Source organism: Spongiibacter thalassae (assembly GCF_012272835.1).
In the GTDB taxonomy this organism is placed as follows: Bacteria; Pseudomonadota; Gammaproteobacteria; order Pseudomonadales; family Spongiibacteraceae; genus Spongiibacter; species Spongiibacter thalassae.
The window spans coordinates 47,370-71,854 of sequence record NZ_JAAWWK010000006.1; the positions used below are offsets into that span (position 1 = coordinate 47,370).

The following is a 24,485-nucleotide window of genomic DNA, read 5'->3' on the forward strand; positions in this document are numbered from 1 at the left end:
CAAGGTTATTGGCCCATCGGGCCGCTACGTATGCAACAAAGCGGGTGATTATAACTTACCCAACCGCCTGACAAAAACTTGAATTACTCCGCCGCTGGCGGCACGCCGCGGAAATGCCGGAGCCGCAGGCCCATGGCGTATAACATCGACAGGTATACCAGCGCCCCCAACGCACACAAGGGCAGCAGCACACCGACCCGCATCCACACAGACCACTGCGCCCAGTCGGCGATCTGGTTCAACACCAACAGCAAAGCCACCGCCATCACCGCCACGGCGGTAACCAGCTGGGCGGTGTACTTCCACCAGCCACTATCGGGACGATACACATCCCGCTTGCGCAGCCCCCGCAACAACAGCAGCGCGTTCAGCCAGGCTGAGGCCGCCGTCGCCAGGGCGAGCCCAACATGACCAACTTGCCAGTAGTGATGCAGGGGCACCACCAGGGCGATATTGAACACCATATTCGCCACCATCGCGTAGATACCAATACGCACCGGAGTGCGGGTATCCTGACAGGCGTAAAAACCCGGTGCGAGCACTTTTATCAGCATAAACGCCACCAGGCCAAGGGTGTAGGCGCGCAGGCTCAACGCCGCCATCGCGACGTCGCGACTTTGCAGCTCACCGTATTGAAACAGCGCGATAAGAATTGGCTCGGCGAGAATCATCAGCGCCACCGCACAGGGCAGTGCCATAAGCAGCACACCGCGAATCGCCCAATCCAGAGTGTGGGCAAAACCGCGCTCGTCGCCCCCCGCCCGCTGTCTGGAAAGATTGGGCAGGATCACCGTGGCAATGGCGATGGCAAACACCCCCAGCGGCAGCTCCACCAGACGATCGGAATAATACAACCAGGAAATGCTCCCGGTAGGCAAAAACGAGGCCAGCACCGTATCCAGCAATAAGTTGATCTGACTCACCGACACCCCAAACATCGCCGGAATCATCAGATGTACGATGCGCTTCACTCCGGGGTCTGACCAGCCCCAGCGAGGCCGCGGCAATAACTGCATCCGCTGCAAAAACGGCAGCTGAAAGGTCAGCTGGGCCATCCCCGCCATCAATACCCCCCAGGCCAGAGCCATGGCAGGTTCGGCGAAATACGGCGCCGCCCACAACGCCGCGCCAATCAGGCACACGTTCAGCAGCACCGGCGTAAAGGCCGGCACGGCAAAGCGCCCGTAGCTATTGAGAATGGCACCGGCAAGTCCGGTGAGAGAAATCAGCATCAAGTAGGGAAAGGTAATGCGGATCATCTCAGTGGTAAGCTGAAATTTCACCGGATCGTCGCGAAATCCCGGTGCGAACACCGTGGCAACCACCGGCGCCGCCAGCACCGCTAACGAGGTAAGGGTCAGCAGCACCCCGCCCAGGGCGCCCGTCACTCGGTCCAGCAACAGTTTTACCGCGGCGCGATCACCGGCTTCCCGGTACTCCGACAACACCGGCACAAAGGCCTGGGAAAACGCACCCTCGGCAAAAAGCCGCCGCAAAAAATTGGGAATCTTAAAGGCGACAAAAAACGCGTCGGCGTTGGCTGTAGCGCCCAGCACCACAGCAATCACCACGTCGCGAATAAGGCCCATCACCCGCGACAGCATCGTCATGCTGCCCACCACCAGACTGGAGCGCAGCAGCCCCCGGCGGGGCGTGTTATCGGTAGAGTCTACTGCCATTGACGTTGCAACCGCGAGCGGTGCTGGCGTAGCCAGTGCAGGGCAATCAGGCTGTGGGCATTGTTGATAAGCCCCTGTTCCAGCCGGGCCAACGCCTCGTCGAGGGGCACCACCTCGGCGCGAATATCCTCACCCTCGCTCGGCAGGCCGTAAATTCCACCGGCCCCACTCAGATCGCAGCGGCCACAAAACAGATAAAAGTATTCATCGCTGCCGCCAGGTGAGGAGAAATATTCTGCTACCGGTTCCAACTCACCCAGAGTGATACCCGCCTCCTCCTCGGCCTCCCGCCGCGCGACCTCCTCGGGGGTTTCCTCCTTGTCGATGATCCCCGCCACCAGTTCCGACAGCCAGGGGCCTCGCGGCGCCGCCAGCGCCCCCACTCGAAACTGCTCAACCAACAACACCGCATCCAGCACCGGGTCGTAAGGCAGCACCCCCACCGCTGGCCCGCGCACAAACAATTCGCGCTCTATTGCCGCGGCCCAGCCCCCGGCGAACAGGCGGTGGCGCAGTTTGAGCAGGCGAATTTTAAAAAATCCCCGCCAGGCAATACTGTCCGCCAGTACCTCAACGTCGTCGCGACCATACCGCGGCATCAGAAACGCCTCTCGGTATACCAGTTGACATCCCGGGCGGTTTTATCCACCTGATCGACCACGTCGAGCATCAGGGCAAACAGCGCCATACGCACCAGCACACCGTTGTCGGCCTGGCGGAAAATCGCCAGATTGGGGTTGTCGTTGAGGTCATTGTCCAGCTCATTGGCCTCTTGCCGGGAGTCCCTGGGCAAGGGGTGCATGATCACCGTATTTGGCTCGCAGTAACGGGTATAGATGGCCTGGTTCAAACGATAACGGCCGCGGTAGAGGTCCGCATCGGCCTTGCTGGCAAAGCGCTCCTCCTGAATGCGTGTCGAATAGGCAATATCCACCTTGGAAATGCTGTCTTCCATCACATCGGATTCGGTAACCTGATGCCCGGCACTGCGTAGCTGTTCGACAATTTCACCGGGCATACGCAGCTCGTCGGGGGAAATCAGCACCACCTGCACATTGCGGTAAAGACGTAGCAGCTTACACAGGGAGTGCACGGTGCGACCGTATTTCAGGTCGCCGATCATGGCGATACGCAGACCGTCCAGATCGTTACGCCCGTGGTGCTGCAACTCCTTGCGAATGGTGTAGAGGTCAAGCAGGGCCTGACTGGGGTGTTCATTAGCCCCGTCACCACCGTTGACCACCGGCACCCGACTGGCGGCGGCGAACTCGGCCACCGAGCCGGAGGCCGGGTGGCGCATCACGATCACGTCGCTATAACCGCTCAATACCCTGGCGGTGTCATACAGCGACTCACCCTTGGCAATGGCGGAGCTTTCAAAACCTGTGGTTTCACGGACTTCACCGCCGAGCAGATTGAAGGCGCAGCCAAAGCTGACCCGGGTACGGGTAGACGGTTCAAAGAACATATTGCCCAGAATCGCGCCATCCAGCACATGGGTCACTCGCTCGCGATGGGCGTAGGGCACCATCATATCGGCGACATCAAACACCCGCTCAATGTCGCCACGGGCAAACTGCTCTATAGAGAGAATATGACTACCAGCAAATTTCAAAGCACTCTCCCCTGTCTGAGAACTTACAATGTCAGAAAATAATCAGTGTGGTACGGCTGCCGCGTCTGCGCCAGCATCGTCAAACTGCAAACTTGCCCAGCGCGCGTACAGCGGCGACTGACTGATCAGTTCGCTGTGGCGGCCACTGGCCACTAACTTACCCTGATCGAGTACAGCAATACGATCAACATTGATGACTGTCGCCAGACGGTGGGCAATCACCACCGTGGTACGCCCTTCCATCAATCGCTCAAGGGCCTGCTGCACCTGGTATTCGCTTTCGGCGTCCAGAGCACTGGTCGCCTCGTCCAACAACAGCAGTTTGGGATCAGCCAGAATCGCCCGGGCAATCGCAATGCGCTGACGCTGACCACCGGACAGGCGAACCCCTCCCTCACCTACGAAACTGTCGTAACCCTCGGGAAGCCGTTCGATAAACTCGTGGGCAAAGGCCGACTGCGCCGCCGCGACAATGTCGGCATCGCTGGCATCTGGTCGTCCATAGCGAATATTGTCCGCCACCGAACCGGTAAATAACACCGGCTGCTGGGGCACCATCGCGATATGCCGGCGCAGTTCATGGGGCTCCAGATCGCGAATATCAACGCCATCAAACAGAATGGCCCCAGCGGTCACATCATAAAAGCGCAGCAACAGGTCGATACAGGTGGACTTACCGGCCCCCGAACTACCCACCAGCGCCAGGCTGCTGCCGGCGGGAATGTGCAGGCTGAGATCGTCGATGGCGGCGTGGTCCGGCCGCGAGGGATAGGCGAAGGTGACGCCGTTGAAGGCAATTTCACCGGAAATATTGGCCGGTAACGAGACGGGCTGTGCAGGAGGCAGAATCAGGCTGTCCGCCGCCAGCAATTCCAGTAATCGCTCGGTCGCCCCCGCCGCACGTTGCAGGTCGCCAAAGACCTCGGAAATAGCCCCCACCGATGCCGCCACCATCACCGCATAAAAGACGAAGGCCGCCAGTTCACCGGCACTGATGCGCCCCTCCAGAACGTCGATACCACCGACCCAGAGCATGGCCATCACCGCACCCAGCACCAGCACGATCACCACGGTAGACAACCAGGCCCGCTGGTTAATTCTGCCAACGGCGACCTTGAAGGCCACCTCAACGTGGCTGTCAAAGGCCTGGCGGTCCAACTGCTGGTGGTTAAAGGCCTGTACCAGTTTGATGTTCTTCACCGCCTCGCCGACAAAGCTACCGACACTGGCAATCTTGTCCTGGCTGTCCCGGGACATGGCCCGCACTCGGCGACCAAAGATCAGTATTGGTGCCACCACCAGCGGCACACTTAACATCACCAGGGCGGTCAGTTTGGGGTTGCTGATAAACAGCCAGATCAGCCCGCCAATAAACATCAGCAGGTTACGTAGGGCGATGGACACCGAGGAGCCGATTACCGTTTGCAACAAACTCGTATCGGTGGTGATACGGGACTGGATATCGCCGCTGAGATTGGTTTCAAAGAACCCCGGATGCAGGGTAACCACATGGGAAAACACCGCTTTGCGCAGGTCGGCACTGACCCGCTCGCCAATCCAGGACACCAGATAAAAGCGCACGAAGGTGCCTATGGCCAGCAGCAGAATCATCACCATACACAGCAACAGCGCCTGGTTCAGCGCCTCTACATTGGCTTCGCTGGAAAAGCCCTTGTCGATCAGCAGTCGCACTCCCTGGCCGATAGACAGGGTGATACCCGCGGTACAGACCAGGGCAATACTGGCACCCAGCACCTGCAAGCGATAGGGCTTGAGGAAGCCAATCATCGCCTTGAGCACGCCGAGATCGGCCTTTTTCTGTGCAGTTTCTGCCGGTTTAGCCATTGTTGTCCCCTTTTGGCGGCGCATTATCACCCTTATCGAAGGCCGGCGAAAGCGGCGAATCGATCAGCTGAAGTTTTTCACGGCGGGACAATTTTTTAATGGCGGCTTCCCGCTGTGAGGCGCGGGAGCGATTTTCAGCGGGTTCGCGATACACCAGCGCTTCGGCGGGGTCACTGCGAAAAAACCGTGCACCACGGCCACCCTCGCCGCAGTGCTCACGAAAACGGCGCTCAGTATCGGTGGTAATACCGGTATACAGCTTGCCACTGCGACAGCGCACCAGATATACCCACCAGTCGCTCAAAGCCCCTCCTGCTCCAGGGCATCGGCGTAGTCATACAGCTCTTGCAATAGATGCTGTTGGAAGTCGCTGCGCGGCTCCTCGGCCAGTTCCTGCAAACGTCGACGGAAGGTGTCAAAGCCGTGCAGGGGCGTCACCGGTGAGCGCAGCCGCTGTTTACAAAAGGCAAACCAGCGCTTGCGCTCGGCCTCGTTCAATTGCTGGGGAAAGTTGCGCGCCCGATAGCGCCACAACAACTCCGGCAGACGGGCATCCTTGAATTGAAAAACCTCGTGGGCCAACTCCTCTGGCCCCAGTTGCCGAATACGCTCCATTTGCCGACGGTCGTCGTCGCCAAAGAAGCCGCCATACAACTGGGTGTCCGGGTCATCGGAGCCATTAAATTCACGCTGCTGATAGATACCCATCAGTTTTTCTTGCAACCCGCCGGCCCGATGCAACATGGCCCAGTGGCGGCGGCAGCTGTCCATATCGAGCGCCAGTCGCTGCGCTGCGGCGTCATCGACCAGTTTGGCGGTCGCAACAATCGGCGCGCGATTGAGGTGAATCTCCTTCAGGGGAATACGCGGCGTGTCTTCGCCAAGTTCAGCAGCGGAACTGAACACCCGACGCGCCACCTCTGCCCCGTCGAGTTCAATCAGCGGGGTGGGATCGACACTCAGGTCATAAACGATCACGCTGTTTTTATTCACCGGATGGGCTGCTAACGGCATCACCAGCGCACTGCACGCCCGCAGCGCTGGCAGGCGCCCGGACACATGCAACACCGGCACCTGGCTCTGGGTGTTCAACATAGCGGCGACAGTGCGCTTATTGCGCAGGGTCAGCGCGTAATCGTAGAGCTTGCGCTGGGCTCCGCGCAGCAACTTCGCCAGGTCAATGGTCGCCAGTACATCGGACAGCGCATCGTGGGCCGACTCGTGGCTCAGGCCATTGGCGGCGGTGAGCTCCTCAAGGCGAAAGCTCGGACTGCCATCCTCCCGCGTAGGCCAGTTCAGGCCATCGGGACGCAGGGCGTAACACAGCCGCATGACATCTATCAGATCCCAGCGCGAGTTACCGTTCTGCCACTCACGGGCATAGGGGTCATAAAAATTGCGGTACAGGGTATAGCGGGTGACTTCGTCGTCGAAGCGAATACTGTTGTAGCCCACCGTGCAGGTCCGGGGCTGGGCCAGCTCAGCGTGAATACGCGCAATAAATTCGGCTTCACACACCCCTTCTTCCAGCGCCTGCTGGGGGGTGATACCGGTCACCAAACAAGCCTCCGGGTTGGGCAGGTAGTCCGGTGTCGGCCGGCAGTACTGCACCAGCGGCTCGCCGATAATATTCAACTCGGCGTCGGTGCGCACTCCGGCGAACTGGGAGGGACGATCCAATGCCGGATTGGTACCCCAGGTTTCGTAGTCGTGCCAGTAGAAGGTTTCAGACATGCTGATGGACGCTGGATGCTGGACGGGAGGCGGGAAACGCTTTTAGCGGGAGATACCAAAAGCGAGACGCTATACGTGAGACGCAAGACGGGAAAGCGAGTCGCGCCGGACGGTTTAGCGTCTTGCGTCTTGCGTTTCGCGCCTCGTCACACCGCAACATCTCCCTCTCCCGTCCAGCCTTTCCCGTCAAACTACCGAGATGGCTTCGGCTTCGATCTTGGCCTGCCAGATTTGCGGGCCGGTTTTGTGCACCGACGCGCCCTGAGTGTCCACAGCGACGGTCACGGGCATGTCTTCCACGGTGAATTCGTAGATCGCTTCCATACCCAGTTCCGGGAAAGCCACGACTTCAGCTTTTTTGATCGCCTGCGCCACCAAATAGGCCGCGCCACCCACTGCCATCAGGTAAACCGCCTCAAATTCCTTGATCGCCTCAATGGCAACGTCGCCGCGCTCCGACTTACCGATCATTCCCATCAGGCCGGTTTCCGCCAGCATGGTGCGGGTAAACTTATCCATGCGGGTCGCCGTGGTCGGACCAGCAGGCCCCACCACTTCGTCGCGAACCGGATCAACCGGGCCAACGTAATAAATAAAGCGATTTTTCAGATCCACCGGCAGTTTTTCGCCCTTGCTGAGCATATCCGCCATTTTCTTGTGGGCGGCATCGCGACCGGTGAGCATCTTGCCATTCAGCAGCAGGGTATCGCCGGGCTTCCAGGTTTTGATGTCCTCGGCGGTAACGGTGTCCAGGTTCACCCGCTTCACATCCCCCCCCGTCTCGCGGGTCACCTCGGGCCACTCCTCCAGCGAAGGCGGCTTGAGGGCACTGGGGCCGCTGCCATCGAGGGTAAAGTGGGCGTGGCGGGTTGCCGCGCAGTTGGGGATCAACGCCACTGCCTTATTCGCGGCGTGGGTCGGATAGTCTTTCACCTTCACGTCAAGCACAGTGGTCAGGCCACCCAGGCCCTGGGCGCCGATGCCCAGCTTGTTCACCTTCTCGTGCAGCTCAAGGCGCAGTTCCTCTGCGCGATTGCTCGCTCCACGCTTTTGCAGATCGTGGATATCAATCGGATCAAGCAAGGCCTCCTTGGCCAGCAGCATCGCTTTCTCGGCGGTGCCGCCAATACCAATACCCAGCATACCCGGCGGACACCAGCCGGCACCCATGGTCGGCACCATCTTCAGCACCCAATCCACCACCGAATCGGAGGGGTTGAGCATGGCGAATTTGGACTTCGCCTCACTGCCGCCGCCCTTGGCCGCGACATGCACGTCGACTTTGTCGCCGGGGACGATTTCGTAGTGAATAACTGCAGGGGTATTGTCCTTGGTGTTGGCACGAGCACCGTCTGGATCAGCAAGAATAGAGGCCCGCAGAACGTTTTCCGGCAGATTGTAGGCGCGGCGAACCCCCTCGTTGACCATATCTGTCACCGACATATCCGCTTCCCACTGGACGCTCATGCCGACAGTAAGAAAGACCGTTACGATGCCTGTGTCCTGACAGATCGGACGCTTGCCCTCGGCACACATGCGCGAATTAATCAGAATCTGCGCCATCGCGTCCTTTGCCGCGGGGTTTTGTTCACGCTGATAGGCTTCGTCTACCGCTTTGATAAAATCTACCGGGTGGTAGTAGGAAATATACTGCAGGGCGTCGGCAACGCTCTGGATCAGGTCATCTTGACGGATTACGGTCATGTGGCGAAGTCCTCTCGGGGCCAGTGATGGCGTGAATACAGGTTGCCCGACGACATTGGCCGGGCAATACAAGGCGATTGGCGAGGGAATACGCTGCTCCCGCGCCGGGGTCGGCGCAGGATTATACACCAGCCAAGCGGCAAGTGCAGTCGAGGGCGGCAGCCTAGCGGGGCTGGGGGCTGCCGGAATGGTACTGTGACATGGTCCGGCGCAGTGCGTCGATATCGCGGTTTACCTGAGTGCGGAAGGCATTGACTGAATCGAGCCAATCCTCTGTCTGCCCCACCCGTTTCTCCAGCGCATTCACCCGCGCATCCAGACTACCTCCGGCGGAAAGCTGTTTGTTCACATCAAGCAGTGTCTTGCGATTGACCTCTGCCTGGGCGATTACCCGGTCGAGTTTTCCGGCCATTGAAGTCATGGTTTCGCGATCGGCCTGATACCCCTTCATCGCGCGACCCACCAGCTCTTCGTTTTTCTTACCCTGGGCCTCGATGGCCACCAGCCGCTTCTCGTTTTTGGCGAGCTGCGCTTCGTGCTCACCCAGGGTTTCTTTCTGTTTCTTCCACACATTGTCCCACAGCTTTCTCACCTCGGAGTCCAGCTCCTTGAGCTTTACGCTGGTGGTGAGACTGTTTTCCTCAAGGCTTTCGTCGGCAGATGACAGGCGGCTCTCAAGCGAATCCAGGCGCTGCTGCGCCAACTGTAACTGTTTGCGCGACTGCTGCAACTGCTCAAAGAGGAAGTAGCCACCCGCGGCCAACGCCAACACCAACACCGTCAGCACAAACAACACAAAGCCGGTGCCACCGCCACCCTGCGCTGGGGGTGGCGGGGCCTTGTCGCTGCCCGGTGGCGGCCGACGAACGAGGTCCTCTTCGTCGAGGGTCAATGAAATACGCGGTTCCTGTTTCTCTCTATCCACTTTATCCATTCCAAATTAAACGAGTTGGCCAATCGGAGGCGCACCCGGCGCTAGCGCCATTATGAACGGCGAATACCGACTCCTCCAGTGCTTTGCGTGGGCCAGGACGGCATATAAGCGTTTCACAGCCTGAATGCTCCGACTAAGACCACGCCACCACTGTGCAAGTTCAGGGCCTTTGCTATACTTCCGCAGCGGGAGGACAGGCGAATCGCCCCTCCGCGATAACAACAGTTACATTCTGACTATAGATTATAGAGAGGGGCACTATGGACGCATTTATATCGGCAGATCTACTGCTGCGCTGGCTTCACGTTCTGTTTGGCATCACCTGGATCGGCTTGCTGTACTACTTTAACTTTGTGCAAACCGAATACTTTAAAGAAGCCGAGCCGACCGCCAAGGCCGACGCTGTGCAAAAACTGGCACCACGGGCACTGTGGTGGTTCCGTTGGGGCGCAATGTTCACTTTCATCACCGGCCTGGCACTGCTCCATTTTGTGATGCAGCGGGGCTTGAATGGCTACATGATTATTGGTGCCGTAATGGGCACACTGATGTTCCTGAACGTCTGGCTTATCATTTGGCCAAACCAGAAGATCGTCTGCGGCATTAAACCCGGCGACGCCTCAAAAGCGGCACCCAAGGCAGGCCTGGCTTCGCGCACCAACACCCTTTTCTCCGCACCGATGCTGATCGGCATGCTGGGTTCATTCCACGGTTCCGGCGACGCGGCCATGGCAGCGGTCGGCAAAACCGCCACCGGCACACCGAGTTTGGGCCTGTGGATTTGCCTTGGCCTGATTGCACTGCTGGAAGCCAATGCCATCTTTGGCAAAACCGGCCCGATGACCACTGTTGTCGGCGTAGTGCATTGCAGTATCGCCCTCGCTGTCGGCATGGTCGCTCTGCTGCAGTTCGTCTGAAAACCATACCGGAGCTTGTTCCAGGCTCCGCGTGGGTTCGCTTGCGGGGCAAGCTCCTACAATAGGATTACCACGGTGGGAGCCAACCTTGCTGGCTAAGAGGCTTGTTCAAACTTCGAGCGGTTTCGCTTGCAGAGCAAGCTCCTACAATAGGAACACCACTGTGGGAGCCAGCCCTGCTGGCTAAGAGGCTTGTTTCAAACTTCGAGCAGGTTCGCTTGCGAGGCAAGCTCCTACAATAGGAACACCGCTGTGGGAGCCAGTCCTGCTGGCTAAGAGGCTTGTTTCAAACTTCGAGCAGGTTCGCTTGCGGGGCAAGCTCCTACAACAGGAGCACCATTGTGGGAGTCAGCCCTGGTGACGAAAGGGCTTATTTCAAACTTCGAGCGGGTTCGCTTGCGGGGCAAGCTCCTACAACAGGAGCACCATTGTGGGAGTCAGCCCTGCTGACGAAAGGGCTTGTTTCAAACTTCGAGCAGGTTCGCTTGCGGGGCTGGCTCCTACAACAGGATCACCATTGTGGGAGCCAGCCCTGCTGGCGAATTCCATCAATACTGACCTGTTCGCAGCAGCACCAAGGTACAGGCTTCCTCACAGTGGATACCTGCTGCTTCAAGCTCCGCTGCCAATGCAGCATCCTCGCTACCCGGATTAAAAATCACCCGATTAGGCGTCAATTCCAGCAACGCCGGCATCAGTGGCCGCAGTAACGCGCCGCGCATATACACCGTCACAGTATCAACCGGCCCGGCAATCTCTGCCATAGAAGGCACACACTTCACCCCTGCCACATCGCTGTGATAAGGGTTAACCGGGCACACACGATGCCCATGATCGCTCAGCATTGCACAGGCCTTGTAGGAATACCGTTCCGGTTTGGGGCTGGCCCCCAGTACAACAACATGTTCAGGCATTGCTTGGTCCCGATGTATACACAAAAAAGCCGGGCGCAGGCCCGGCATAACAGATCACACTTTGGTATTGCTCAGTGTCGGCAGAAAGCGCCTGTCATTTACTTCTGACGGTTGCCCATCCAACGACGCAGGGTCGCGGCAAGTTCCTGGGCATTGTAGGCCTCTGCAGTGTCAGGCATAGGATCGTTGCCCATTTTGATTTCCAGCGATGACTGGTACGACGTTCTGGTGCTGGTGCTGGACACGCCACCGCTCAAACGGCTGGGGTGATCCACCACGTAAGTATCGCAGCTCATCAGGCCACAACGCTGGTAAACCGAGCTACCACCACCCACTTCATGTACGCCAGAGAAGCTGGAGGTACTACGGCTTTTACTTTCAGAGTCGCGGTTGACCAACTGGAACCAATCGTAACCCTCTTGCATGGTCAGTTCAGCGGCGCGCAGCAGCGCGTAGTCATTCACCGTTTCTTTATCGGTGATGGTATTACCGGTGAAGGTGACACGATAGCGATTTTTACCCAGCTTGGTTTCGGTGTAACCGTAAGCGCCGCGTTTTTCGGCGGGCTGGTAGGTTGTGCTACTGCTACACGCTGCAAGCGCAACGGCGATCAGCGCGACAAAAATCATTTTAATACGCATGGTATCTCCTCGTTTGTATTTGTCCGAATGACTTCGGTATCTCGTTGTCGATAGTTATTCTACGCAACTTGTCTTAACCCTGGCTGAATAAGCATTAATACCTATACATTCAGGGCGCCTGACTCAGGCACATCTCGGCCCTCCACTCGGCCCCTGCATCAAGCTCGATCTCGTCGGCAAAGGCGCGGCCACGCTCAACACAGACGTATTGCCCGTAGCTGTCACCCACATCTGCCATGGTTCGGGCGAGCACTGCTCCCGGATTCCAGACGATCACCGTATCACATCCCGTACCAGAGACCCGCAATCGACGCTCGGAGGTCTCAATGCGTTGATCTGTACGTACGCCCTCGAACACTCGATCAACTTCGCCTTCAAAGCGCTGCTCACCGCGCAGAAGCTTGCGCCGCAGCTCGTCGGTATTATCCAGGAAATGCTGGCCATCCAGGCCGCTGACCACAGCCGAGTCCAGCCCATGAACGGCCAGATAGCTGTGCATGGCAAAGGAAAGGGGCATGGTCGTGGCGGAGGAATTGCTGATAGTCAGCTGCAAACGAAGGGTATCGCTAAACACCATCTCGGCAACCACCTGGTAACGCCAGGGAAACTGAGTGAACTCCCCCTCTGCGGAGCTGATCTCAAAGCGCAGCCTTACCGCACCATCCGCCATACATTCAGCAGCACGCAATTGCCACTCACGGCTGCGTAAAAAGCCGTGTTTTGGCAGCCCGGGTTGGTGGCGATTCACGCCAAACCAGGGCAGACACAGAGGAATGCCGCCACGAATCGCCTGCCCTTCGGTAAAACGCGCTCGGGGGCTTAGCCACAACCAGTCCCGACCGCCACGGGGAATAAAGGACAGTACCTGCGCCCCAAGTAAGCTCACTACAGCACGGCAATAGGCAGTATCAACCACCACCACAGGGGCATTGTCGGCACTGCCGAACTCCGCCGTACTATTACTGTAGCTCACACCCTGACAGAGCTCCGCCGCATTCAGGTTATTCACCGGTATCGTCCTCGTTTATCGGCGCGGCCGAGCGCACTCTCAGCATATCCGTCGCGCCCTTTTGAAATCGGTAGTCAACCCGCTCGACCGCTGGCTGGTGGCCCGCTTCCGCCAACGCCCTGATGACCCGAGGGAGGTGGGGTGAGATTTTGCCGTCCAGCCCTACCAGGGGAAACACACGCACCTCGGTCGCCACCCGACACATTTCCAGCAGCGCCGCGATATGTTGCTGCTCGTCCAGTTGCTCACTGTATAAAAACAACAGGTGAGAACACAGGGCCAGATCGAACTCCCGATCAAAAAAGGGCAATTCGGGAAGACCGGCCTCCACATAACGACCAGCGTCCAACCCCCGTGGGTAGTCACTGAGAAATTGATTCATCGCCGACATTCGCGACGAGCCGACATGTCCGGGATTGTGGAAATGCGTCCAGATGTACTGATCTGCGGTTCTCGCCAGTTGCGCAAGTATCACCGGGTAGACCTGCTGAATACGCTGACGAATTTCCTCTGCGCTATAGCAATATATCGGGTCCACCGACATCACTCGTCCGCCTGCGGCGGTCAGCTCCGCATTGAAGCTGGCCGGACCGTCGCCACAACCAAGAATATTGGCCTCAAGATCTTCATCGACCAAGGCAAACATTGCGCGATACTCGGCAAGGGATCGCCCCCAGGGCACTACCGACGACAGCTTCACTCACATCCCCACAACAACATCAAACGGCTCATTGTTTTCCTCTGCGGCAGTATATCCACTCGACCCGAACACTGCACAGACCGAGAGGATATACGACTGACAAAAAAATACCCGCAGCAGAACTGCGGGTATTTAGCGTGCCGGGAAAGCTTACCCGGCAGGGTTCAGCAGAACGGCTTACATCATGCCGCCCATGCCACCCATGCCGCCCATTCCACCCATGCCGCCCATATCAGGCATTGCAGGAGCAGAATCGTCCTTCGGCGCGTCGGCGATCATGCACTCAGTAGTAATGATCAGACCGGCGACAGAACCAGCAGCCTGCAGTGCAGTACGGGTTACTTTGGCGGGGTCAAGGATACCCATTTCCATCATGTCACCGTAGGTGCCGTTGCCAGCGTTGTAACCGAAGTTACCTTCACCTGCACGTACTTTGTCCAGCACTACAGAGGCTTCGTCGCCGGCGTTAGTCACGATTTGACGCAGAGGCGCTTCCATCGCACGCAGCGCTGCGCTGATACCCGCTTGCTGATCGTCGTTGTCACCAACCACTTCAGACAGATTGGAGATAGCACGTACCAGAGCAACACCGCCGCCAGGTACCACGCCTTCTTCAACCGCAGCACGAGTGGCGTGCAGGGCGTCTTCAACGCGGGCTTTCTTCTCTTTCATTTCGATTTCAGTCGCTGCGCCAACCTTGATAACCGCAACACCGCCAGCCAGTTTGGCTACGCGCTCTTGCAGCTTCTCACGGTCGTAGTCAGAGCTGGTATTTTCGATTTGAGTACGGATTTCAGCAACGCGTGCTTCGATATCGCTGCCCTGGCCAGCACCATCGACGATTACGGTGTTTTCCTTGTCCATGGTCACGCGCTTGGCGGTGCCCAGGTGCTCAAGGGTAGCCTGCTCGAGATCCAGACCCACTTCCTCGGAAATCACGGTGCCGCCGGTCAGAATCGCAATGTCTTGCAGCATTGCTTTACGGCGATCGCCGAAGCCAGGTGCTTTACATGCCGCAACTTTAACGATGCCGCGCATGGTGTTAACCACCAGAGTCGCCAGCGCTTCGCCTTCAACGTCCTCAGCAACAATGATCAGCGGACGGCTGGACTTAGCCACTTGCTCCAGCAGCGGCAACAGCTCGCGGATGTTGGAGATTTTCTTGTCTACCAGCAGGATGAAGGGGTTGTCGTGCTCAACGCTCATGTTCTCGGTGTTGTTCACGAAGTAGGGAGACAGGTAGCCGCGGTCAAACTGCATACCTTCAACCACGTCCAGTGCGTTTTCCAGGCCCTGGCCTTCTTCAACAGTGATAACGCCTTCCTTGCCGACTTTTTCCATCGCTTCAGCAATGATTTCACCCACTTGGGTATCGCTGTTTGCAGAAATGGTACCGACCTGAGAGATCGCCTTGGTATCGGAGCAGGGAATAGACAGCTTCTTCACTTCTTCAACCGCTGCAGCGATCGCTTTGTCGATGCCGCGCTTGAGGTCCATCGGGTTCATACCAGCGGCAACCGCTTTCAGGCCTTCGTTAACAATGGCCTGGGCCAGAACAGTGGCGGTAGTGGTGCCGTCACCAGCGTCGTCAGAAGCGCGTGACGCCACTTCTTTAACCATCTGCGCGCCCATGTTTTCCAGCTTGTCTTGCAGCTCGATTTCCTTCGCTACAGACACACCGTCTTTAGTGACAGTGGGGGCACCGAAAGACTTGTCCAGTACCACGTTGCGACCTTTGGGGCCCAAAGTGACTTTAACGGCGTTGGCCAGGGTGTTTACACCGGCAACCATGCGCACCCGTGCGTCGTTGCCAAATACTACTTCTTTTGCCATGATCGTATTACCTTTTATTCGCTAATTCGTTGATTTAATTGTTCTTTCAGGATCAACCTTCGATAACACCGAAGATTTCGCCCTCGCCGAGAACAATCAATTCTTCACCGTCAACTTTTACTGCGTTGCCTGAGTACTGACCGAAAATGACGCGATCACCCACTTTTACACCAACGGGACGCAGCTCACCGTTTTCGAGCAATTTACCTTCACCAACTGCCAGAACTTCGCCCTGGTTTGGTTTCTCTTTTGCAGAACCTGGCAGAACGATACCACCGGCGCTGGTTTGCTCCTCTTCGCTGCGACGAACTACGACGCGGTCGTACAGGGGACGAATTTTCATCTTGATCAATCTCCATTAAAACAATGAATAGATTTTTATTTGACCGGACCATCCGGCGCCGCAACACAAATGGCTGCGCTGCGACATTCCCTTGCTCAGGGACAGTTCACAGGTCCCAGCGCGCGAACCTGGTCTGATTTGTGTCAGGTCACCGTGGGCTGAGAAGGAATTGGGGGCGGGAACAGGGTTTTCAAGAGTCGAAAGTAAAAAAAATTACTCTTCGCGCCGATAGTCACCTTCGATGGTGACATTGCCGCTGTCTCTGGTATCCGCACCCGGGGGACGCTGAAATGGGCCGGCACCCGGCGCCGAACCCGGGCCAGTCATATTGACGACACCGCTGCGAATCACCGCGGCGATAATTTTGCCCCGCAGCGGCGCAATCAGGCAGGCAAAGCCCAGGGCATCAGTGATAAACCCAGGGGTTAACAGCAGCGCACCACCCACCGCCAGCACCAGCCCTTCCATCATTTCCTGGAGGGGAATCTGGCCCTGATCAAGGCGTTGCTGGGCGCGAAACAGGGTGGCAAACCCTTGCTGGCGAAGCATCGACGCGCCGATGACGGCGGTCAGTACCACACAGCCAATGGTGGGCAGCGCACCAATCATGGCGCCGACCTCGATCAGCAGCCACATTTCCAATACCGGGGCGACAATAAAAAGTAGAAACAATACTCTCATAGCGACTTCGACCTGCTTTAATGGGATTGGTGCCCCAGGCCGGGGCGCTCAAGATGTCTTCGACGACAGGGGCGTAGTATGCCAGCCTTTCACGGTCACTGCCCGGCCCGCAGTTTTTTTGGCGGCAGCAACACTCAACGTAGATTCCAACACCGAATTCTCTATAGAATACGCCCCTGCGGCAAAAGCAACGCATTATAAGCCCAGGGCACAGATCGTATGATCTCAAGCGACCTGTGCCCCCGTACGTCTCACTTCAGTACAGGATTAAACCGATGATCAGCTCACAGGAAGCCCTGCAACGGCTCAAAGAAGGCAACGCCCGCTTCGTCGAGAAGCTCAACGACGACTCCTCTTACAAGCTCAACAACAAAAAACCGGAACTGGTGGAAGAACAGAGCCCCTTTGCCATTATTCTTGGCTGTTCCGACGCTCGGGTACCCGCCGAACTGGTTTTCGATCAGGGACTTGGCGATCTGTTTGTCATTCGGGTTGCGGGTAACGTTGTAGCGCCCTCGGGCATCGGCAGCGTCGAATTCGCCGCCCTCAACTTCGGCACGCCACTGGTGGTAGTGCTGGGGCATTCGCGCTGTGGCGCGGTTAAAGCCACCGTCGGCGCGCTGACCGGCAACTCCAAGATCCCCACCTCCAGCCTGCACTCTATCGTTAAGCGGGTGCGTCCGGCAGTTGAAACCCTGCTCGCCACCGAGCTGCGCCACGATGAAGATGAGCTGGTAAAACAGGCAGTGCGCGCCAATGTCCGCACATCAGTCGAGCACCTGTGCAGCGGCTCGTCCACCCTCGAGACCCTGATCAGCGAAGGCAAGCTGATGGTAGTCGGCGCCGAGTACTCTCTGGAAACCGGGGAAGTGGACTTCTTCTACGAAGACTACTGGGAGCGGATTCGCACCCTCGACGACGAGGCGGATGCCAGCTAAGCCCTCCCCTTCGCCCGAGCCGCTGTATCTGGTGCTCGGGCAAATTCCCCATGGCCGACTGTGCAGCTACGGCCAACTTGCGACGCTGGCAGGGTATCCCGGCCAGGCCCGCTGGGTCGGACGCCTGCTTGGCAAACTCCCCAACGACAGCCGCCTGCCCTGGCATCGGGTCGTCAACGCTCAGGGGAAAATCAGCTTTCCCGTCGGCAGCCCCGCCTATCATCGCCAACTCTCTCGCTTGATCGCCGAAGGCAGCGCCGACGACAACGGCAAACTACTGTGGCGACAACGGGTCTGGCCCTAACATCTGCTCGAGGTCAAGCCGCTTCCAGCCGCTTGCGTAAAAACCAGATCAACGCAATGACCGGCACGCCAAGCAAACTCGCCAGAAGAAAGAATATTTCATAACCCACCGTCTCAACCACCGAGCCGGTGTAACCGCCGAGCAGCTTGGGGAACAGTGTCATCACCGAACTGAAGATCGCGTACTGGGTCGCGGTGAAAGACACATTGGTCAAACTGGACAACCAGGCAACAAAGGCCGCCACGGCGACGCCACCGCTGAGATTATCCGCGGCGATAACCACCGTCAGCGCCAGCACACTGACCTCAAGCCCCGCCAGCCACATAAACAGTAAATTGGTCGCCGAGACCAGCACCGCGCCGAGCATCAACACTCGAATAACCCCGAAACGCAGAGTGAGAAAACCACCAAGGAAGCTGCCGACAATGGTCATAACCACGCCAAATACCTTGGTCACGCTGGCGATCTCATCCTTGCTGTAGCCCATATCCTGATAGAACACATTGGCGATCACACCAAGAACAATATCTGACACCCGATAAAAGCCCACCAATAGCAACACCCATAGTGCGAGCTTTTTATAGCGCTGAATAAAGTCGGCAATGGGCTGAACATAGCTTTCATCGACCAGCTGCTGATTTACCACCCCCATGGCACTTTGCAGGCGAAACGCCTGATAGCCGATAAACACGGCCAACAACAGCACCAGCGAGGAGTAGCTGAACGAGAACAGCTGCTGGGAATAACCACTGAACCACACCGGGGCATCAGGCATGCCGAAAAGCACCCCGACAAAGGTCGCCACCGTGATCACAAAGGCAATAAAAAAGCGCAGGTAATCCCCGGTATCATAGTGGTAGGGAGAAACGTCTCCCGCGGGCGGCTCGGCAATTAACAGCGTGGTCGCTACCCCCACCAACATCAGCCCGGCCATACAGTAATAGGTGTTGCGCCAGGCGATGTAGCTATAGACATCATTGGTACTGCCGAAGCCCTCCGCCAGATACAGCGCCCCCGCACCGGCGGCGATCATGCCGATGCGATAACCGGCGATATAGGTCGAGGACAGCAGCGCCTGTAACCGGGGATTGGCGGACTCGATACGGAAAGCGTCGATCACCACATCCTGGGTAGCGGCGGAAAACCCCAGCAATACCGCGGCAATGGCCATCCACGCCAGCTGTTGCTGGGGATCAACCGACGCCATCAGCGCAATGGATGCCGCCACCGCCAGTTGCGCAAACAACAGCCACCCCCGGCGGCGACCCAACGCCCGACTCAACAGCGGCAGGGGAAGCTTATCCACCAATGGCGCCCAGACGAACTTAAAGGAGAAACCCAGCGCCGCCCAACTGAAATAGGTCACATCGGACTTACTGACCCCCGCCTCCCTCAGCCACAGCGACAGGCTGGAAAAAATCAGCAATAGTGGCACCCCGGCAGAAAAGCCGAGGAACAGCATGATCCACACCGGCTTTTGCCGCCACCAGACCAGAGTCGCGTCCTCGCCCCGCTCGCTCATCGGCCTTCGCCCGGCGTTGAACGGTCCCGCTCGACCCATGATCTGCCTGCGCTACATGCTGTCACTGATGATTAATCTCTGAAATTGGTGAATTGCAGGGGCTGCTCCAGATCCTCAGCGCGCAGCAAGGCCATAACCTGCTGCAAGTCGTCGCGCTTCTTGCCGGTGATCCGCACCTGATCCCCCTGAATCTGGCTCTGCACTTTGATCTTGCTATCCTTGACCAGCTTGACGATTTTGCGGCACAGGTCTGACTCCAAACCATTTTTCATCGTGACCCGCTGCTTGACCTGCTTGCCCCGGGATTCAATATCGCCGACTTCCATCGCTTTGGGATCAATTTTATTCTTTACCAAACTACCGCGTAGCATGTCTTCCATTTGAGTAAGCTGGAACTCGGCGTCGGCAAACATTGTTGCCGCCAAACCATCGCGCTCAAAACTCGCATCGACACCCTTAAAGTCAAAGCGGGTTTCAATTACCCGATTGCATTGGTCCAGGGCATTGGTAAAGGTGTGTAAATCAACTTCAGAAACAATATCAAACGACGGCATTGGGCCTCTTCCTTCTTAGGTTTGCGCGGCAAGTGTAACAAGCCCCGCCACAGCTCAGCCAGAGGCTTGCCCCAGCTATTTATGTACGGCGAACTAGTGCCTCGCCCCCGGTGTCATTTCCGCCGGGCTTCGATTAAGCTGCCGCAATGACCGCACACCCTCCACAATGGCACATCCTCGGCGCAGGCGCGATTGGCAGTCTGTGGGCAGCCCTGGCCCAACGGGCCGGAAATCCCCCAGCAATGTTACTCCGCGACGGCCACCGTCTCGCCGACTATCAGCGCGGCAAGGGCATTATTTTCGAGAGCGGCGGACAAGCCGAGATCCTCCCTGTTCAGGCGCAATCCCCCGAATCCATGCAATCACCGATCGCGCAGTTGCTGGTGTGCACCAAGGCTCAGGATACGCTCAACGCGATTTCCGCTTACGCCCCCCGACTGACACCCGACTGCACCGTGGTCCTGCTGCAAAACGGCATGGGCGTTGCCGAGGTGATTCACCGGCACTACCCGCAGTTGCGCCTGCTTCAGGCGAGCACCACCGAGGGTGCATTTCGCCGGGGCGATTTCCACATTGTTCACGCCGGGCGCGGAGAAACCCGCTTGGGAGACATTCCCGGCATATCCACTGTCTCGGAGAGTCACGCCCGCGCTGTAGCCACAAGCCTGAGCTTCCCGCCCGTCGAGGTAGTCTATTGTGATGCAATGACCGAGATCCTGTGGCGCAAACTGGCCATCAATTGCGCGATCAACCCGCTCACGGTGGTTTACCAATGTCGCAATGGCGAGCTGCTGGACAATCCCACCGCCCTTCAACGCATGCACACCGTGGTAGACGAAGTGCTTACTGTAGCCCGGCGACTGGGCATCGACCTCGGCAGCGACCTCCACCAGCAGGTTGTCGCAGTAGCCTCCGCCACTGCCCTCAATCGCTCCTCCATGCTGCAGGATGCCGAGGCAGGACGCAGCACTGAAATCGACTACATCAGTGGCTATCTGTGCCGTCAGGCTCGCGAGCTGGGCGAAGACACCCCCGAGTCAGCGGCGCTGTATGCCGCCGTCACCCAACGTCATCCCGCCGGCGCGAATTGACCTGAACCCCCGTAAAATGCGATCATCGCCGCCCTGAAGGCTCCCATTGGGATTAAAAGGGAATCGCGGTGCTGTTTATGCCCCTTGCATAAACTACTCCGCAGCTGCCCCCGCAACTGTAATTGCTTAGCGTTTTTACCCCGCCACTGGCTTTGCCGGGAAGGCATAAAACGTAACAGGCAATAGCCAGGAGACCTGCCTTCCACAGCACGTGCCACGGCACTGCTGCCCTGAATTCTATCGACGGGGTGTTCGATAGCTCATGCACTGATCACAACCAACGGTGAACATCCTTGAAACACCTGACGCAGGCCTTTGCTGCGTGCCTGACATTGCTATGGGTGCCATTTGCAACGGCGGCCACTGAGCAAGAGCACGTATTGGTCACCGATCGCCACGCCCCCAAGCGCGACAGCATCAGCGAGGTCGATCTCGCCAATTACACCGGCTTTGTACAGGTTATCGACCGCGATCAATTCGCCCACCGCTTCACCGACATTACCGACCTGCTGGACACCCTCCCGGGCATTCAGGTAAAGCAGCTGGGTGGTCTTGGCGGGCTTAGCAGTATTGCCATCCGCGGCTCCGGCGGCAAGCAGGTGAGCGTTTTCCTCGACGGCTTACTGTTAAACAATCCAGATTCCGGTTCTGCCAGTGTAGGCGACATTCCGACGGTACTTATTGACCGCATAGAAGCCTACCCCGACTTCACCCCGGTGCAGCTGGGCAACGCCAACCTTGCCGGGGCGATTAATTTTCGCAGCCGACAATTGCGCCGCGACGACAGCGGCGCCCGCGTCAGTCTGTCGGCGGGCTCCTTCGACACCCGTCACAGCGAGGTCAGCGGCTGGGGCAACTTTGCTCACTGGGAGGTCATCGCAGGCTTGAATTACACCGAGGCCGACAACGACTTCCCCGTCGACGACGAGCTGTTTCGCACCGACAGTCGCCGCCGCCAGAACGACGGCTACCGCCAGCACAGCAGCTTCCTCAAAGTGGGCCGCGACCAGAGCAATGGCCGCCTCAGCGCCCTGCTGCAGCACAGCAAGTCTGAAAAAGAGGTGGCCAGCGCGCTGAATCAGCAACGGGACAACGCCACCCTCGACAAGGAGTCCCTGCGGGTGCAGGCGGTAAGGGATTACCGCCTGGGCAGTGTAGATCTCGCCCACAGGGGTTTTGTAACCCGCAATACCACTCAATTCAGCGACGCCAACAGCACTATCGGTCTGGGCGAAGACCGGGTCGAAAGTGAATACGACAGTTTCGGTCTCTACAATACTGCACGCTGGCAAGGGCAAAGTCTGGAGTGGGTGGCAGGACTGGAACTGCGCCGCGACAGCATTGAAGTACACGACCTCCTGCGCCAGCGCATGCTGACCGAAACCCGGCGGGACACCGCCGTGCTGGCACTGGCCAACAATTGGAGTGCCGGTGACAATCTGCTGGTGAGTACCGCTGTGCGCCACTATTTGCAGGACGACCATATCGACTTCTCGCTCAGCGGCGACAATAGCGACAGCACTCTGGCCGCGTCCAGCGCCCAGCTCGGCGTTCAGTGGCGCCGGAGCTCAAGCCTGACCTTCAAGGCCAATATTGGTCGCCTGCTGCGCCTGCCCACGCTCACCGAAAATTTCGGCGCCGAGGGGCTGCTTGACGGCAACCCCTCACTTAGTCAGGAACGGGCCTTCACCGGCGACGCCGGTTTCGATTGGCAGCGCGGCACTCTCACCAGCAGCGCCAGCGTGTTTTACCGCCAGGTCGACGACGCGATTATTACCATCTACGACAGCAGGGGTGTTGGCCAGCCGCAAAACATCGGTTCGTCGGTGGTGGCAGGGGTTGAAACCGACCTGGATTGGCGTGCGTTGAAGTGGCTGACTGTTCGCGCCAGTGCCACCCTGATCGACAGCGAAAACCAATCGAACATTCGCTCGGCAAAGGGCAAGCAACTCCCCGGCATTTACCATCAGAGCATTGGCAGCGGCCTTACCCTTAGCCTCGGCCACAGCCGGATTGAGCTTGACTATGTTGTTCACAATGAACTCTTCTATGACCCCGCCAACGCGGTCGAGGCCGATAGAAAGGAAGAACTGTCCCTGTCGTTCAGCCATTTTTGGCGTCGTGTCACCGTCGATGTGGCAGCCCGCAACCTGCTCGATAAAAACTTCCTTGATGCGAATCGCTTTCCCACACCGGGGCGGTCTGTAACCGCCACGCTTACCCTTTCTCTCTGACAGCATACTCGACTACGGAGTCTTAACCATGAAATCCAACCTCCCCCTTAAACTACTTGGAAGTCTTGCCCTGACCTCCCTGCTCGCCGCCTGTGGCGGCAGCGACGGTGGCAGCAGCGCCGCCCCCGTCGTCGGTGCAAACACAGTGGTTGTGGCAACCGTCGCCGCTGATTTTTCCGGCTCAGATATCCAGCTGGTTGAACTCGGCAGCGAAGTCACCGTCACCAGCGGCGTAGCTGGCAAGGATCAGTCAGACTTTGGCGCGGCCCGTTTTGGCGAGTTTTTTTACCATATCGGTCGGTTTAATATCGACGAAGTACACAAGCATGGTTTCATCGCCCCTGGCACCCCGATCTACCAATACACCACCCAGGCGAACGCCGAAGACCCCACCGGCAATGCCCAGCGCATGGCCTTTGTCAGTAACGAAAAAGCCTACATCACCCAATACCGCACCCAGCAGGTGCTGATTGTTAACCCCAGCGCCCAGACTGAAGCGGAATTTATCATCGGTTCGCTGGACCTCAGCGCTTACGCCGACGCAGATGCCAATGGCGCACCGGAAGCCTCGGCGGCGATGATTGTCGATGGCAAGCTGTTTGTTGTGTTACAACGGCTGGTGAACTACTCCCCCGCCGAAGACGGTGTAAGCGCCTATGTCGCCGTGTTTGATACCGCCACCGATACTGAGATCGACACCAATCCCAACGACGAGCCCAGTGCTCCCAAGGGCATTGAGCTGAGCACCCGCAACCCCGGCAAGCTGGTCTACCGCGACGGCGTTGGCTTGTTCCTGCAATCCATTGGCGACGCCTATGCTTCTTCACGCAATGGCCGCACGCCGGGCTACACCGGCGGCATCAGCAAAATTGACACTGAAACCTATAGTGTCGAACTGATAGTCGACGACGGCGACAACGACAATCACCCCTACGGGTTTATCTCCAATCTCGCCATTGTCGACGCCAACAACGGCTATTTCGTCGGCTATGAAGGCTGGATGAACACCAGCCTGTACCACTTCAATCCCAGCACCGGCGACGCCACCGCTGTTACCGCTTACGCCAACATCGACATGCGCACCATCGAGGCTGATGCCGCCGGAAACCTGTGGATTGGCATTGCGGATTCCGCCAGCCCGCGCATCGAAGTGCTCGACGGCCAGCAAAGCCTGCTGCGCACCATCAACCTGATTCAGAACCCCACCGAGATTCTGTTCAGCAAAATGCAGTAAACTTGCCGCTGCCGCTGGCAAGCCTTCGGGCTTGCCAGCCATCACCTTTATTTACAGCA

General features: G+C 58.0%; 23 protein-coding genes and 1 riboswitch. Of the genes, 6 read left to right on the forward strand and 17 right to left on the reverse strand.

Annotated features, from left to right (window positions below):
• Window positions 1-83: 83 nt before the first annotated feature.
• The 8 genes from murJ to HCU74_RS15600 all read right to left on the reverse strand — a co-directional run bounded on the left by murJ (window position 84) and on the right by HCU74_RS15600 (window position 9,502).
• Window positions 84-1,679, reverse strand: a complete 1,596-nt coding sequence (gene murJ, locus HCU74_RS15565; protein WP_168451351.1) for a murein biosynthesis integral membrane protein MurJ — start codon at window positions 1,677-1,679, stop codon at window positions 84-86.
• The gene (locus tag HCU74_RS15570; RefSeq protein ID WP_168451352.1) at window positions 1,670-2,278 is read right to left on the reverse strand and encodes an NUDIX domain-containing protein; all 609 of its coding nucleotides are present in this window, start codon (window positions 2,276-2,278) and stop codon (window positions 1,670-1,672) included. Before HCU74_RS15570 ends, murJ begins: the two co-directional genes overlap by 10 nt.
• Window positions 2,278-3,294 carry an aspartate carbamoyltransferase gene (locus HCU74_RS15575; protein ID WP_168451353.1) on the reverse strand — a complete coding sequence of 339 codons (1,017 nt, stop codon included), beginning with the start codon at window positions 3,292-3,294 and terminating at the stop codon, window positions 2,278-2,280. Before HCU74_RS15575 ends, HCU74_RS15570 begins: the two co-directional genes overlap by 1 nt.
• Before the next feature lie 42 nt (window positions 3,295-3,336).
• Window positions 3,337-5,139, reverse strand: a complete 1,803-nt coding sequence (locus tag HCU74_RS15580; RefSeq protein WP_168451354.1) for an ABC transporter transmembrane domain-containing protein — start codon at window positions 5,137-5,139, stop codon at window positions 3,337-3,339.
• The gene (locus tag HCU74_RS15585; RefSeq protein ID WP_345889696.1) at window positions 5,132-5,443 is read right to left on the reverse strand and encodes a GIY-YIG nuclease family protein; all 312 of its coding nucleotides are present in this window, start codon (window positions 5,441-5,443) and stop codon (window positions 5,132-5,134) included. The genes HCU74_RS15580 and HCU74_RS15585 overlap by 8 nt, the downstream gene beginning before the upstream one ends.
• Entirely contained in the window at window positions 5,440-6,873 is a 1,434-nt protein-coding gene (gene sbcB / locus HCU74_RS15590) for an exodeoxyribonuclease I (RefSeq protein WP_168451355.1), read from the reverse strand. Before sbcB ends, HCU74_RS15585 begins: the two co-directional genes overlap by 4 nt.
• Window positions 6,874-7,059: 186 nt before the next feature.
• Window positions 7,060-8,577, reverse strand: coding sequence for a fumarate hydratase (locus HCU74_RS15595; protein ID WP_168451356.1), 1,518 nt, complete (start codon window positions 8,575-8,577; stop codon window positions 7,060-7,062).
• A 163-nt stretch (window positions 8,578-8,740) separates the two neighbouring features.
• Window positions 8,741-9,502 (reverse strand): hypothetical protein, encoded by a 762-nt coding sequence (locus HCU74_RS15600; RefSeq protein ID WP_168451357.1) that lies wholly within the window; start codon window positions 9,500-9,502, stop codon window positions 8,741-8,743.
• Between the two features lie 269 nt (window positions 9,503-9,771).
• Between HCU74_RS15600 and HCU74_RS15605 the strand changes: the two genes are divergently transcribed.
• Window positions 9,772-10,428, forward strand: a complete 657-nt coding sequence (locus tag HCU74_RS15605) for a urate hydroxylase PuuD (RefSeq protein ID WP_168451358.1) — start codon at window positions 9,772-9,774, stop codon at window positions 10,426-10,428.
• A 548-nt stretch (window positions 10,429-10,976) separates the two neighbouring features.
• Here HCU74_RS15605 and HCU74_RS15610 read toward each other — a convergent pair.
• The 7 genes from HCU74_RS15610 to HCU74_RS15640 all read right to left on the reverse strand — a co-directional run bounded on the left by HCU74_RS15610 (window position 10,977) and on the right by HCU74_RS15640 (window position 16,549).
• The gene (locus tag HCU74_RS15610) at window positions 10,977-11,342 is read right to left on the reverse strand and encodes a CoA-binding protein (RefSeq protein WP_168451359.1); all 366 of its coding nucleotides are present in this window, start codon (window positions 11,340-11,342) and stop codon (window positions 10,977-10,979) included.
• Between the two features lie 98 nt (window positions 11,343-11,440).
• On the reverse strand, window positions 11,441-11,983 hold the full coding sequence (locus HCU74_RS15615; protein ID WP_168451360.1) for a CC0125/CC1285 family lipoprotein: 543 nt from the start codon (window positions 11,981-11,983) through the stop codon (window positions 11,441-11,443).
• A gap of 109 nt (window positions 11,984-12,092) precedes the next feature.
• Window positions 12,093-12,992 carry an aldose epimerase family protein gene (locus HCU74_RS15620; RefSeq protein WP_168451361.1) on the reverse strand — a complete coding sequence of 300 codons (900 nt, stop codon included), beginning with the start codon at window positions 12,990-12,992 and terminating at the stop codon, window positions 12,093-12,095.
• Complete coding sequence (locus HCU74_RS15625; protein WP_168451362.1) at window positions 12,985-13,692, reverse strand: class I SAM-dependent methyltransferase; 708 nt, start codon at window positions 13,690-13,692, stop codon at window positions 12,985-12,987. The genes HCU74_RS15620 and HCU74_RS15625 overlap by 8 nt, the downstream gene beginning before the upstream one ends.
• 177 nt (window positions 13,693-13,869) lie before the next feature.
• Window positions 13,870-15,528 (reverse strand): chaperonin GroEL, encoded by a 1,659-nt coding sequence (gene groL / locus HCU74_RS15630; protein WP_168451690.1) that lies wholly within the window; start codon window positions 15,526-15,528, stop codon window positions 13,870-13,872.
• A 49-nt stretch (window positions 15,529-15,577) separates the two neighbouring features.
• Window positions 15,578-15,868: a co-chaperone GroES gene (locus HCU74_RS15635; RefSeq protein ID WP_168451363.1), complete on the reverse strand. Its 291-nt coding sequence runs from the start codon at window positions 15,866-15,868 to the stop codon at window positions 15,578-15,580.
• Between the two features lie 213 nt (window positions 15,869-16,081).
• Entirely contained in the window at window positions 16,082-16,549 is a 468-nt protein-coding gene (locus HCU74_RS15640; protein ID WP_168451364.1) for an FxsA family protein, read from the reverse strand.
• Window positions 16,550-16,824: 275 nt separating this feature from the next.
• Between HCU74_RS15640 and HCU74_RS15645 the strand changes: the two genes are divergently transcribed.
• Together HCU74_RS15645 and HCU74_RS15650 are read left to right on the forward strand one after the other, a co-directional pair.
• Entirely contained in the window at window positions 16,825-17,487 is a 663-nt protein-coding gene (locus HCU74_RS15645; protein ID WP_168451365.1) for a carbonic anhydrase, read from the forward strand.
• Window positions 17,477-17,791: an MGMT family protein gene (locus tag HCU74_RS15650; protein ID WP_168451366.1), complete on the forward strand. Its 315-nt coding sequence runs from the start codon at window positions 17,477-17,479 to the stop codon at window positions 17,789-17,791. Before HCU74_RS15645 ends, HCU74_RS15650 begins: the two co-directional genes overlap by 11 nt.
• 13 nt (window positions 17,792-17,804) lie before the next feature.
• On the opposite strand, the gene HCU74_RS15655 is transcribed toward HCU74_RS15650, so the two are convergent.
• Window positions 17,805-19,313 carry an AmpG family muropeptide MFS transporter gene (locus HCU74_RS15655; RefSeq protein WP_210425335.1) on the reverse strand — a complete coding sequence of 503 codons (1,509 nt, stop codon included), beginning with the start codon at window positions 19,311-19,313 and terminating at the stop codon, window positions 17,805-17,807.
• 71 nt (window positions 19,314-19,384) lie between these two features.
• The gene (locus HCU74_RS15660) at window positions 19,385-19,867 is read right to left on the reverse strand and encodes a YajQ family cyclic di-GMP-binding protein (RefSeq protein ID WP_168451367.1); all 483 of its coding nucleotides are present in this window, start codon (window positions 19,865-19,867) and stop codon (window positions 19,385-19,387) included.
• A 146-nt stretch (window positions 19,868-20,013) separates the two neighbouring features.
• Between HCU74_RS15660 and HCU74_RS15665 the strand changes: the two genes are divergently transcribed.
• The 3 genes from HCU74_RS15665 (at window position 20,014) to HCU74_RS15675 (ending at window position 24,426) form a co-directional block, all read left to right on the forward strand.
• Window positions 20,014-20,958: a ketopantoate reductase family protein gene (locus HCU74_RS15665; RefSeq protein ID WP_168451368.1), complete on the forward strand. Its 945-nt coding sequence runs from the start codon at window positions 20,014-20,016 to the stop codon at window positions 20,956-20,958.
• 20 nt (window positions 20,959-20,978) lie between these two features.
• Window positions 20,979-21,176: riboswitch (cobalamin riboswitch) on the forward strand.
• A 75-nt stretch (window positions 21,177-21,251) separates the two neighbouring features.
• Window positions 21,252-23,192, forward strand: a complete 1,941-nt coding sequence (locus tag HCU74_RS15670) for a TonB-dependent receptor plug domain-containing protein (RefSeq protein WP_168451369.1) — start codon at window positions 21,252-21,254, stop codon at window positions 23,190-23,192.
• A gap of 28 nt (window positions 23,193-23,220) precedes the next feature.
• Window positions 23,221-24,426, forward strand: coding sequence for an NHL repeat-containing protein (locus HCU74_RS15675; RefSeq protein ID WP_168451370.1), 1,206 nt, complete (start codon window positions 23,221-23,223; stop codon window positions 24,424-24,426).
• The last annotated feature ends 59 nt before the right edge of the window (window positions 24,427-24,485 follow it).

Coding starts and splice junctions, on each gene's coding strand:
- murJ (WP_168451351.1), bottom strand. CDS start 1,679: ATGGCAGTAGACTCTACCGATAACACGCCCCGCCGGGGGCTGCTGCGC.
- HCU74_RS15570 (WP_168451352.1), bottom strand. CDS start 2,278: ATGCCGCGGTATGGTCGCGACGACGTTGAGGTACTGGCGGACAGTATT.
- HCU74_RS15580 (WP_168451354.1), bottom strand. CDS start 5,139: ATGGCTAAACCGGCAGAAACTGCACAGAAAAAGGCCGATCTCGGCGTG.
- sbcB (WP_168451355.1), bottom strand. CDS start 6,873: ATGTCTGAAACCTTCTACTGGCACGACTACGAAACCTGGGGTACCAAT.
- HCU74_RS15595 (WP_168451356.1), bottom strand. CDS start 8,577: ATGACCGTAATCCGTCAAGATGACCTGATCCAGAGCGTTGCCGACGCC.
- HCU74_RS15605 (WP_168451358.1), top strand. CDS start 9,772: ATGGACGCATTTATATCGGCAGATCTACTGCTGCGCTGGCTTCACGTT.
- HCU74_RS15610 (WP_168451359.1), bottom strand. CDS start 11,342: ATGCCTGAACATGTTGTTGTACTGGGGGCCAGCCCCAAACCGGAACGG.
- HCU74_RS15615 (WP_168451360.1), bottom strand. CDS start 11,983: ATGCGTATTAAAATGATTTTTGTCGCGCTGATCGCCGTTGCGCTTGCA.
- HCU74_RS15635 (WP_168451363.1), bottom strand. CDS start 15,868: ATGAAAATTCGTCCCCTGTACGACCGCGTCGTAGTTCGTCGCAGCGAA.
- HCU74_RS15640 (WP_168451364.1), bottom strand. CDS start 16,549: ATGAGAGTATTGTTTCTACTTTTTATTGTCGCCCCGGTATTGGAAATG.
- HCU74_RS15645 (WP_168451365.1), top strand. CDS start 16,825: ATGATCAGCTCACAGGAAGCCCTGCAACGGCTCAAAGAAGGCAACGCC.
- HCU74_RS15650 (WP_168451366.1), top strand. CDS start 17,477: ATGCCAGCTAAGCCCTCCCCTTCGCCCGAGCCGCTGTATCTGGTGCTC.
- HCU74_RS15655 (WP_210425335.1), bottom strand. CDS start 19,313: ATGAGCGAGCGGGGCGAGGACGCGACTCTGGTCTGGTGGCGGCAAAAG.
- HCU74_RS15660 (WP_168451367.1), bottom strand. CDS start 19,867: ATGCCGTCGTTTGATATTGTTTCTGAAGTTGATTTACACACCTTTACC.
- HCU74_RS15665 (WP_168451368.1), top strand. CDS start 20,014: ATGACCGCACACCCTCCACAATGGCACATCCTCGGCGCAGGCGCGATT.
- HCU74_RS15675 (WP_168451370.1), top strand. CDS start 23,221: ATGAAATCCAACCTCCCCCTTAAACTACTTGGAAGTCTTGCCCTGACC.